This is a genomic window from Methylophaga sp., from assembly GCF_048266885.1.
Lineage (GTDB): Bacteria > Pseudomonadota > Gammaproteobacteria > Nitrosococcales > Methylophagaceae > Methylophaga.
This window is the reverse complement of record NZ_JBLWYR010000009.1, coordinates 96,795-108,945: the sequence shown is the minus strand read 5'-3', so window position 1 is coordinate 108,945 and position 12,151 is coordinate 96,795. Positions and strand designations below refer to the sequence as shown.

Genomic DNA, 12,151 nt, shown 5'->3' with positions numbered 1-12,151 from the left:
CGCAAGCCGGATGATAACCGCTGTAAAGACGTATTCAGATCATTCTGTGAGGTACTCAGATTACGCTGAGCATTCAAAGATGCCAGATTACTATTGACGATTAGTGCCATAACACTCTCCCTAATTGAGCGATTTTATTCAGAACCTGTCGGCGTTCCGATCAGGTATAAAATCAACTAAGCAGTGTTCGTGCCAATAATCTTTATTTTTTCAATGCAATAGCGGTAAACCCATAAAAATAAAGGGCCAAACAGGCCCTTTATGATCGTTATTAATTTCTAGTTAGAGCGTCAAGCCACTCATCAAGATGATCTTCCAGCATGTAGTGCTCTAGAACCCAAGCCTTTAAAGCTAATCCTGCATCAGCTAATGCCGCTTTGTCGGCCAATATTTGCCGGATTGCCGCCACCCATTGATCTGCCTGATTTTGCACATAAACGACAGGCGGGTTATTGGTGCGATACGGATAAATGTCTGTGCAAATAACTGGCCACCCTAATACACCGTACTCAAGCAAGCGAAGATTACTTTTTGACTCATTAAATGGATGTATTTCCAGAGGTGCCACAGCCAGATCCAGATTCAAGCTGGCAAGTTTTGCCGGATAGTCGGCAATAGGGACAAAATGGTGATATTCATGCACATAGGGCTTAATTTCCTCGGGACACATCCCCATAAATATCCAATCAACCTCATCTGCAGTCGCTTTTACTACCTCAGCCATAATGGCCAGATCACCTTGATGCTGTTGTGCACCGGCCCAACCGACACGAGGCTTTTCGCTTTGGTTAGATAAAGAAGTGACCGATAGCCATGGTTCTTTTGGTAAGCGATTGGGAATAACTCTGATATCTTCAATCATGCCAACACAAAGGTCTGCTAAAGGTTGTGTCGAGACGATTAATCGATCCGAAGCTTGCAACGCGCGCCTCATTCGCGATTTTGCGTCAGCAAAATGACGCTTAATTTCCTTATAAGCTGAACTCTGCTCGGGGACATTGGTAAGTAAATCATCAATACTATAAACTCGGAAAACATCCGGTAAAAATTCTTTAATCTGCTCTAATTGCTTTAGCTGTAGATCATTTAACGCTGCGTGAAACAGCACTGTCCCAGGTGCAATGCGGGCATATTCCGAGAGCATAATCGGTTTAGTAAAATTACGGTTAAATCGATAATATTCACATTGTGCCAATGCTGCGTGACTGAGAGCGCTAAACGGTTGAATCACTCTGTAATCGCCACTTCCACCAGCTAATGGTAGCCCTAGTACACGATTTCTATCATGGAAATTGGTATCCCAATTAGTTGGCATTTGAGCTTCTATTTGGATTTCTCTGCCTGCAAGACTCAAATTACGGTTAAAGTAGGGATCATTGGCTATCTGAGGAAGCCACTTTTTCAACATGAATGTTTTTTCACTCATAAATCTTCGGGAATTTTCTTCGGCTTTAGAAGAGAACTCGCTTATTTGACTGATGCTTCCATGATGTACTAATACAGTGTAAGGAGTCCAAGTTACCAAATATCCTTTTTCTCGGACCTGTAAACATAAATCTATATCATTAAAGGAGATGGCCAGATTTTTCTCATCCATGCCCCCGACATCATCATAAATAGATTTTCGAATCATCAAACAGGCAGCGGTTACCGCAGAAAAATTTTGATCTAAATGTGCACGATCCATATAACCGGATTCATGTATGTCCCGCACACCCAAGAAAATGTGATCCGCAACACTATCCATACCCAAAACAACACCTGCATGCTGCACTAAACCAGACTCAGGATAGACTAAGCGTGCTCCGACAATGCCAACTTCCGGCCGCTGTGCATGCCTGACCATTCGATCTAACCACTCGGCATGCAAAATTTCCGTATCATTATTTAAGAAAAGTAAATATTCACCGTTTGCCTCTTTTGCAGCTAAGTTGCTAATAGCTGCATAATTAAATGGGTAGGGATATTCCAGCCGTCTAATTCGCTCACCATAGTTTGCTTGAAGGACATTAATGTATTCCAAAATGTCGGGATCTTCGCTTTGGTTATCGACAATAATCAGCTCAAAGTTTGAATAAGTGGTTTTCAGCAGCAAAGAATCAACACATGGACGAAGATATTCAATCTTATCTTTTGTTGGAATAATGATAGAAACTAGAGGAGATACAGGCCAATCATACTCCACTCGAATACTGTTTTTGGCGAGTCCCGGCTCAAGATAAGCCTTTATTCCTAAACGCTGTAAATGCTGTTCTACAGCCATCTGCATGGTGGGTTGGTTCATTTGTCCATGAATGGTTTCTGGAAGATGAATCAATACATCACTAATGTGGCCTATTGCAGAGGCTCCCAACAATTCAAATGCTTTAAACGTGAGACCATAATTTTCATGCGCGGGAAGCATGTCAAATCCGTCCAGACGTTTGAAGAGGTTGCATTCGCACAGCACTAAACCAGCGTAATCACTACTTCTCAACATATCGAGATTAAAGTCTGGCTTGAACCGTGGAGAGTGCCTTGTTCCATCTTCAGAAATTAAATCATCATCCGTATAAAACAATTTCTGTTGAGGATAGTGATCAATATAATCCCCCATACTCAACAATGTATGCGCTTCAAACTGTACGCCTGCCGGAACAAACATGGTCCAACCATCGTGTTGTTGTAGTATCAAATTATTCAGAAAAAAGTATGGATCTTGTTCTGCAGGGAAGCTCTGCCACTCCAAAACATCCAACTCATCAAACATGACATCTGGTGCTGGTCCATCAGCTATAACCGTTAGCTTCCAATTGTGATAGAACTGTTTTGCAAGTGAATCAATGGTATTCGCTAAAAGCGTTTCCTCACCTTCAAACATAAACATATATAAATGGAAGGTTGGCTGAACCGACCATCTCATCATTCTTTCTGCGTGAAGCTGAGCATCAATTTCTAATAAGGCGTGATTGTTAATCCAATGTTGATAATCAATATTTAGCTGCCATTCATAAATATCTGAGCGCAGTTGAAGTGCCAGCGCTTTTTGCTCAACAATTCGTTTGTGATCAAGCAGAGCTTTCATCAAATCATGTAGTTCAACGGCATCCTCAGGACTCATTGCATGATTATAACGCTGAACAATGCCATCAAAGGCCGATTTACAAACAGTGATTAAAAACAGTTCTCTGTCTTCAGATGAAGAGAAAATATTTTTCTTCTTGTCCAACATTGATCGGGCAATAGAAAGTAATGAAATTCCCGTTTGACTCTGTACAGGTAAGAGTTGACTGTAAATCAGGTCCCGGATTTTTTCCGCTTGGGGGTTGATATGCTGCGGTTGAATATTTTTAAAACAAAACTGACAAATTTGCTCAATTTCTTTTAGGTTCAGTAGCACCTCACCTTCAGTGGATAAAATATCAAACAACAATTCTTTCAATGCCGATTCAGTGAACTCATAGCCTAATGATTTCATCCAATTGACCAAATCAGCCTCTTGAAACAACGTCAACTGAGCATAGGTAGCAACTTTAAGTAGGACCACTAGCACGACGCGTTTAATGTTGTCTCTTTTTGCTTCAATGGGCACCCCAAAGCTCTCTGCATAACGTTGACCTTCTGTATGGGTCAACCAGTCAGCTGTGTTCAATAAGCTCCCCGGAGAAAGTTTGAACATGGAGGTTGCAAGTGCCATAAACACATTTATATAGTTGGGATTGGGCGTTGTTTTAATATACCAATGACGTTCAGCTGGCTCTTCCAAAAAAGCCACACTGTTTTGCACATGTAAGGCCGTCATTTGAGCGTCATGACGGCGCCAGACACCACCCATTGTGCCGGTATAACAGCCAATACCGTATTTATCCTCTAGTAATTTCAAGACAAACTGTTCACCTACTTGCTTTAATGGTGACGCCACTAAAGCCTCATATCCATATTGCAAGCATTCGGTTCTGAACGCTGCCATATGCAAGGGAACAAAGTTGAATATAGTCAGGAAAGGACCGATAAAAAGAGGGCCGGAACGATCCGGGGAAAACGGAAAACGATTGTGATCGTATCGCGTTTTCGTTTGCTCTATGTATTGTTGCCAGTTGAAAAAAACAAAGGGACTTTCAGGATGAAGCTTAAATTGTTCAAGTGCATCCTCAACAAAGTTATGTTCTAGAAAATCATCAGCCTGAAGGAAGGAAAAATATTGGCTATCAGCTTGTCGAATCGCATAAATGCTATTTGCCGTACCACCAATATTTTTCTCATGAACAAACAATGACACACGAGGATCTTCAAGATAGGGTTCGATCACCTCAAACGTATTGTCGGTTGAGCCATTATCGTAAATCATTAACTTCCAATGAGGAGATGTCTGATTGATAACTGACTCAAGTGCCTCACCAATAAAATGTCCATAGTTATAACTGGTGATTCCGATCGTTAATATTCCGTCCTGCTTTATTATTGTCATTGTTTCTTCCTGGGGTGTTATCTGATGTTGGGCTAAATGAATTTACTTTCTCAACAGATAACCATCTGGTGATCCTGTCAGCACCACTTTGTGTTCTAACTCTTTATCCATTTCGAACAACAGCCTGTCTCCATCTGCTGCTTCAACTAATTCCGTTTCGAGTTTTTTTAGATAGGCCCAAACAGCCGTTTTGGGATTATTTCCCTTTCCCCAGGGACGTTGAGATGTCATACCTTCAGGGGCATCTTCTATTACCGTATCGCCCACCATACAATAACTTCCTTGGCTCACTAGAGGTGCATAAGCTTCAAGCTCGGCTAAGACGTGATCATGGGTATGATTACTATCCAGACAAACCATGATCCTTTTGTAACCTCTCGCAAAATCTTTTACCTGAGCAATAATACTGTCATCAATGCTCGAGCCTTCTATCATGGTAATTTTTTTACTTAAGGGATGACTAGCCAAAGCAGCTTTGTTGTGTGGTCTGATTTCAACATCTATTCCCAGCACATGGCCTTTATCTATTTCGTCACACGCTTCCAGAATCGCGAGCATTGAAGCGCTATGGATTAAGGTTCCTCCCCAAGCGATACCGGCTTCGATTATCAAATCAGGCTTAACCTTCCAGATGATTTCCTGCAAAGCATATAAATCCTGAGGTATCTGAATTATCGGTACACCTAACCAGGTAAAGTTATAAACGTAGTCGGCTTTTCCAATCCCAATCTGGTTAAAAAACTCTTGAGAAGCAGATTGTAATGGCTGGTTGTCGGGATATTGACTAACACGCTCCGTAATATCTTGTTTAAATTGTTCTAACGGTGTTTTTTCCATGCTTACTTAACCTTTAATAAGACCGCTATCGATTAGATGTAGCAGTACAAAACAAAATCACCAAAAAGGGGGGCATGCTGACGTAAACGGAATTGATACTCTGGTACTAGCTGCCTGACATACTCAGCAATCTCATAAAGATCGCTCGGATAGTGATACACACACAATGCCATTTTGGGTTTATATTTCTTGATGGTTTCTTCAGCGCCCCTGAGAAGAGGCATCTCCATCCCTTCAACATCCGCCTTTAAAAACGTAATGGGTTTGCCTGCAAGATAAGCATCTAAGGTCCACACCGCAGAACTGGTACGCTCATCAATTTCTGAAACTTCATCCTCGGCAATAGCTAAACCATGCCGCAGCGGATCATCATTTACAAATGTACAATTCATACGCCCTTGTTCTGAGGATAGTCCGGCTTTTACTAATGAAACTTTGCTTTCATCAATCGCCCATTCCTGCGATAACCGTTCCATCCTTTTGGTCATGGCAGCAAACTGTTTATAGCCCGGCTCAAAAGCATAAAGATGTCGAAAAGTACCTAGGTTTTCCCAAATAAACCTCTCAACACTATCGCCAACAAACGCCCCCGCATCGACAAATATTTCATCAAAATTGCCTGCAAACTCTGGCAAGCCAAAATACATATCTTTTTCCATCACTTGCAGGCAGCTTTCAACCGAGCCCGTCAGCATGGCAATCAGTAATGCATTAAACGTTTCTACCGATCTTTCATCCTGAAAAAAATTATCTCTGACACTGGCAAGTCTGGTGTAATTCTTGACCACAAAATACCCATCAAAAGACATGATAGGAAAATCTTGCTCGCTCATTTCATCCGCAACCTGTTTCACTACATGTCTTGCAGCGATAAGCATGGCAGAAACTTTTTCGAGGTCCTTTTGTTCGGGATACTTAACCAACACGTTATGGATTTTTGAACCTGTTTTTCGAGCATCTCTATCCAAAAAAAAGTCTACGTTACAACCTAGTTTCTGTAGATACTCGCAAGCCCATGTGCCTACAAATCCAGCACCGTAGATGACGCCCCCCTCCACAAACCCTTTATCTATTTCGTCGACTAATGGGGCTAAACTTTTAACGCGTTCAAGAACATCATCCGATCTATATTTCATTTCATATTCCATTCTTGGCTTTTAACATTTAGTGCAGCTTATAAACAGACTGAGGAGCCCAGCCCAAAGATAATGCGGCATTTTTAATTTTTTCAGCATGTAAATAAGGTGCAATGATCAGCGCTGAACCCGGCTGAATGACAGTTGGGTCTAATATCGACTGTTGCTGATAATGACTTTGTTGTTTTTGCTTACTCGCATCACATAATCGATAGTCAATTCCTTTGAGTTTCGGCAATAAACTAAATATCTGAGTTGAAAGCCCCCATATCGTCAATTGAGAATGTTGCAGCGCCAAATTGATAAGCTTCTCTGCCTGTTCTTCCAGGGCCAACTTGGAAGCCGTCACATAATTTGCAATATTGTCCGTAAGCTCAAAAGCAGTAGGAGAAGGATTTTCAACTTTTTTAGCGAGAATCATCAACGAAGGATACTCAAACTCAGGAGTGGGTAACATCGCTCTTTGACAAGCAACGATTTCAAAACCGTGCCGGCGTAAAGCATCGCTCAATGATTGAGCTGAATAATGATAGATATGTTCACGTATACCCATCCAAAACGCTGTTCCAACAGGTTGTTGCATATAATTTTCAGCATCGGGGACCTCAATCAACACATATCCTTGATCCTTTAGGACCTTTTGAGCATTGTTGAGAACAGAATCTACATCTCGGATATGTTCTAAAACATGAAAGTAAGTCAATAACTGCTGACTATTCGCATCAAATGGTAATGCCAAAGCACCACCCTTTAAAAAATTAACCTGTGAATCATCACTATTTTGCTGTTGACTACTAACCGGCATACTTTTTATATCAACATCCACGCCAATACACTTCGCTTGCCAGCCTTGTTTATTTAGCCATTGCAAGAAGCCACCACGGCCGCAGCCAATATCGGTGATTGGAGTATTTTCTAAACCCGCTTTCGATAGGAAGTCATGGTAGTGCTGATATTTAGCGACATTTTCTGGAGAGGTAATATCAAAATGATCATTCTCAAAATAGCTACATTCATTCGCATAAAACCGTGCCAATATTTGATCATTTATGTTTGACACATAGACCAACCCACAATGTTTACAACTATGCCATTTGGCCGTGTAATTAAAGATGGAGTCATCAAGACCACTATAGTCCCAATCCGTCAAATGCTGTGCCGATGCTAAACAAGCAGGACAAGTGCTGTCTTTCATCATCTGTCTACATGCTCTGTTTCAATTTGTTTAAAAGCACTTCTTTATACGGGTCAATATTATCAACCTGTGCATATTTGATATGCCCACAGTCACGGCAAACCGGATTCATCTTCCTTTGTCCCTCTAGATGGAGCAGTCTAAGCTCCTGCATTTTTTCAGAGTTCCATACTTGCTTGATCGTTTGCTGTTTCAAATCCCCAATGACCAATTTTTGATCCCAGTCAGGACAACACGCACTGATGGTTCCATCGGAGTTCACCGCCATGGCATAGAAAAGGTAACTGCACACGCTTTTCTCTTCTAGATCTTGCTGATATTGACCTTGATCCATCTTTACCTCAAAGCCACTTCTCTCCTCAACATCAAATCCCGGCCAGATGGGCGCAATGCCTTCAACAAAAATTCGATCACAGTGCTCGCCAAAGGTATCGTAAAACTCACTTTGCTGATCGGGGGTAAGATAATTTCCGGGGACTTTTATGGTGACTTCACAGTCCCCTTTATTAACATATAGCCATTTGATTTTTCTAACAAATTCTGCAAAGTCTATTTTTACTTTTGCATGTTTCAAGTACTGCTCTGCATTGATGCCTTCCAATGAGATATTCAGACGATCCAAGCCGGCTGTCAGCATTTTTGTTAACAGCTCCTCGGTAAATAGTGCCCCGTTAGTCGCCAAATCAATATGCTCAACGCGTCCACTATTTTTGGCTAAGGCAATCATTTCAGAAAGTTGTTTATTTAATAATGGTTCACCAATTTTATTCATTCGCATTACTTTCAACGGCTGCGAAAATTCAGAAAGTCCATCTATTAACTTTTCGAATAGTCCTAAATCCATCAGACTTCGCTTGTAATCCGAATTTTTAATCAAATCAATATGACCTGTCGGACAAAACTGACAGCGAAAGTTACACGCACTGGACGGATCAACATACAGTAAGAATGGGCTTTCTAAAGGAATGACCTTCTGTAATTCAACCCGATTCTCTGGATTAAGTTTTGATTTAACTTCAGCTTTCATTGTTGGCTCCAGCATGGGTGGCTCGCTGATAACGTTCTATTGGTATGGCATAAATCACAGCACCTGTACCGCAACCACTATGCATCCGAAAAAAGAATTGATAGTTGTCTAATGTTTTCATTAACCAGGCGGCCATTTTGTATAGTCCTAAACTATTATGATAGGCCGTGCTGGCCACGATGGGTCGGTGTTTTAGTAATGTCTTTTCAGCTCCCTGAAGTACATTCAACTCTTCGCCTTCCAGATGCAATTTCATGAAAGTGGCAGGGATTTCAAAACTATCCAATGTTTTAACATTTATAGTTGTATCACCGATTTCAGTCAGCTGGCATGCATATCCCGCGCCAGCAAAAAATTGACGTCCCCCGGAAACATTGGACAAGCCTGTTTCAAAAAGATGTAGTTTGTCATTATCTCGATCTATCAAGGTCGCCAAATTCGATTTTATCTGCGATAAATTGTTCGGATCAGGTTCAAAGATCCATAAAGATTGATAGTGCTGATTGACAGCATCCAAAAGCAATAAGGTAGTTTCTCCCTGATGACCGCCAATATCCGCAATAACCTCTCGTTCATCTATCACTGACGTCACTTGGGGAATCAAATAGCGGTTATCCAATTGCATCTCCGCCTCAGCGAACACCCAGTCCTGACGCAGATGCCGCCAGGCAACGAATTGAAGGTGGTACGCCCGAGAAGGTGCATCATCCCAGCGGTTCATTACGGTTAAAATTTGTTCTCCGTCTTCAGCCGAAAGCTCGGCACAAAACCAACCGTTACTGAGTGGGTGTCTATCTCGATAGGCTTCACTAATATCATAGAAGTGCACTACATCTTGCCATCCCTGCTCCGTCAACGTGTCCCATAACTGGGAATACACACCATTTGCGACACATACGGCTAATAGAGAGGATTGTTTTAATTCTTCTGACACGTGATCCGGATGCAGTATGGTCAATCCTTGCCAAAATAGATCTTGGCGATGCCTCTCTGCTTGCAGATCAATAACGGCCTCAATATCAATGCCCAGTCGGTCACAATACAGTTTAGCCATCCTGCCCAAATTCCCAGCCCCGTATAACACCAGAGGCTTATCCACTTGACGACTTGGATCGGCGATCGTTTGTTGCACCAGTTGATGCACCAGCTGTTTGGCCAATGTCATATCAGGTAACGAATCAAATCGCCTCAGCATATTGCAGTGACTCCTGTGGCCCATTTGGCAAGTAACTCATCCTGTGGAAAATAATGGTGAAAATGTATTGCAGACCCTTTTGTTTTTTCCATCATACTGTGACATAAATAATCATCATCTGGACTTTCAACAACGCCATCGTTTTTAAACAATTCTGCTTGTTGTTGACAGGATAGGAACCACTGGGAAGGCATTTCTCCAAAAATATTCTCAAAGGAAATTGTTTGCTTTGGTGTTTGCATCGTTAAGTTGTATTGTTCGTCAAAGGCTCTCTGCATTTTCCCTGAGGCATGACGCTCACGAACAAATGCCGCGGCATTTTCTCCCATTTCTGTTCGCTTTTGTGGATGTTGTTCCAACCATAAAATGGCTTGCGCGAAACTCGTCTGGTCGTAAACCACCAGTCCGGTTTTACCATGCTCAACAATCTCACATTCAGCAGGGTTATCTAACACTACTGGAACAATGCCCATAGCCATTGATTCCAGCAAGGCATTTTCATTTGTTCCATAGTGTCTTGGATTTTGTAGATACGCCAACACATTAATGTCGTCTAACGAGTTGGCGACATCGTCGGTGTAACCGGTAAACCGTAATAAGTCCTTTCTGCCTAAAGACTTCGCTTGTGCCATCAATGTGTCAGCATTCAGTGCATCACCAATCATTGTCACTGTAAAAGGTGTTAACTCAATTTTAGCCAGATAAGAAATGTAATCTGGATGCAGTTTAGCGAAGTTAAAACTACCAAGATAACCTACAGACAATGGGTTTTGTGGCTGACAGGCTGTCGATCTGGGCCAATTTTCCAGACCATTATTACTGTGAATAACCGCCAGCTTTTCGCTGTGTAATTCCAGTATCGAGTGTAGTGATTCAGCCTGATAACTGCAGGCTGACGTCAGAATAAAGCGTGAGGAGATTTCCAGTAGTGCGTTAGGAATAATTTCATTATATAAACCAGAAACATGGCACCAAACCACCAGCCTCATTGGCAGATGAGAGCATTTTAATAAGGCCGAAATCGTGATTGGATGGCGCCACCATTCCAGTTGCACAATGTCTGCATCGATTATCAGTTGTTTCAGATGTTGCTCATCTGGTTCAACGATCACTTGATAGCCAGAAGCGATGATCAATTTTATAAAATGATCTTTTTCTGCCTGTTCTAAACAAACAAACACATGCTCCACATGATGTTCTGATGGTTGGAGCAAACCTGATAATGCGCGTCCAACCCCTCCTCCCAAATGTGGAGTGAGGTGAATTACTTTCACTAGCGACTCGCCAAATGCGCCTTAAATCGTTCGAGTAAGACGGGTTGATAAGGGTCAATATTATCCGGTAGGCAATGCGTCAGCTGGCCACAATTATTGCATACAGGATGTTCGTTGCGTCTTCCTTCCAAATGTTGCAGACGTAACTCGTTAAACTCGGCCGAGTTCCATATTTCCCGTAAGCTGTGCTCACGTACATCACCTACAATCAAGCGTCGCTCCCAATCAAGGAAACAAGAGCTCACCAAACCATCTGCATTGACTGACATGCCATAGAAAATGTATGGACATGTTTCGGTTCGTGTAATCGGTTGGTTATAAATTCCTTCTGTGATCTTAAACCCAGTTTTTTCTTCGACATCAAATTGTGGCCAACAAGGCGCAAAGTTTTCTAAGGAAATACGATCACAATAGTCACCAAAGACATCAAAAAACTCCTGTTGCTGTTTTTCGGTAATCAACTCTTTAGGAATTTTCATAACGATTTCACAATCGCCTTTATTGGCATATAACCATTTGACGTTTTCTACAAACTTTTCAAAATCAAAATTGAAATTGGTGAATTTTTTGTACTGCTCTTTATTCATCCCATCGACAGAAATATTAATTTTATCCAAGCCAGCCTCAAGGATAGGTCCCATACGCTCTGGGGTCATCAAAGAGCCATTCGTCGTGGTATCGATATAATCCACAAATGGGCTTTGTTTAGCATAGGCAACCATCTTCGCCATTTCTTTATTCAATAATGGTTCGCCATCCTTATACATTCTCAACACTTTTATCGGCTTAATAAAACCCGCCAGATCATCAATGACTTTCTGAAATACTTCGAACTTCATTCTACCGACAAAACGGCCAGTATCTTTGATCAGATCTTTATGGCCGGTCGGACAAAAAGTACATTCAAAATTACAGGCACTGGCAGGATCAACAAATAGGATCATCGGCGTAGCCAAAGGGATGACATCCTGTAAAGGAGTGCGCTCCTCCAGATTTATTCTAGGTTTAACTTCAGCTTTCATTTGTTTCCCCTAATCTCG

Annotated in this window: 8 protein-coding genes; all 8 read right to left on the bottom strand. The window is 41.7% G+C overall.

What is annotated here, in order from left to right:
* Positions 1-271 precede the first annotated feature (271 nt).
* From ACN0V2_RS06325 to ACN0V2_RS06290, 8 genes are read right to left on the bottom strand one after another with little or no spacing between them, the layout of a single operon-like run.
* The gene (locus ACN0V2_RS06325) at positions 272-4,447 is read right to left on the bottom strand and encodes a glycosyltransferase (RefSeq protein ID WP_417549951.1); all 4,176 of its coding nucleotides are present in this window, start codon (positions 4,445-4,447) and stop codon (positions 272-274) included.
* Positions 4,448-4,489: 42 nt separating this feature from the next.
* A complete protein-coding gene (locus ACN0V2_RS06320; RefSeq protein ID WP_417549950.1) occupies positions 4,490-5,284 on the bottom strand; it encodes a cephalosporin hydroxylase family protein in 795 nt (264 codons plus the stop codon).
* Positions 5,285-5,316: 32 nt separating this feature from the next.
* Positions 5,317-6,420 carry an FkbM family methyltransferase gene (locus ACN0V2_RS06315; RefSeq protein WP_417549949.1) on the bottom strand — a complete coding sequence of 368 codons (1,104 nt, stop codon included), beginning with the start codon at positions 6,418-6,420 and terminating at the stop codon, positions 5,317-5,319.
* Positions 6,421-6,448: 28 nt separating this feature from the next.
* On the bottom strand, positions 6,449-7,618 hold the full coding sequence (locus tag ACN0V2_RS06310) for a class I SAM-dependent methyltransferase (RefSeq protein ID WP_417549948.1): 1,170 nt from the start codon (positions 7,616-7,618) through the stop codon (positions 6,449-6,451).
* Positions 7,619-7,622: 4 nt separating this feature from the next.
* The gene (locus ACN0V2_RS06305) at positions 7,623-8,642 is read right to left on the bottom strand and encodes a radical SAM/SPASM domain-containing protein (protein WP_417549947.1); all 1,020 of its coding nucleotides are present in this window, start codon (positions 8,640-8,642) and stop codon (positions 7,623-7,625) included.
* Positions 8,632-9,837 (bottom strand): FkbM family methyltransferase, encoded by a 1,206-nt coding sequence (locus ACN0V2_RS06300; protein WP_417549946.1) that lies wholly within the window; start codon positions 9,835-9,837, stop codon positions 8,632-8,634. The genes ACN0V2_RS06305 and ACN0V2_RS06300 overlap by 11 nt, the downstream gene beginning before the upstream one ends.
* The gene (locus ACN0V2_RS06295) at positions 9,831-11,111 is read right to left on the bottom strand and encodes a glycosyltransferase family 4 protein (RefSeq protein WP_417549945.1); all 1,281 of its coding nucleotides are present in this window, start codon (positions 11,109-11,111) and stop codon (positions 9,831-9,833) included. The genes ACN0V2_RS06300 and ACN0V2_RS06295 overlap by 7 nt, the downstream gene beginning before the upstream one ends.
* Positions 11,111-12,133: a radical SAM protein gene (locus ACN0V2_RS06290; protein ID WP_417549944.1), complete on the bottom strand. Its 1,023-nt coding sequence runs from the start codon at positions 12,131-12,133 to the stop codon at positions 11,111-11,113. The genes ACN0V2_RS06295 and ACN0V2_RS06290 overlap by 1 nt, the downstream gene beginning before the upstream one ends.
* Between the last annotated feature and the right edge of the window lie 18 nt (positions 12,134-12,151).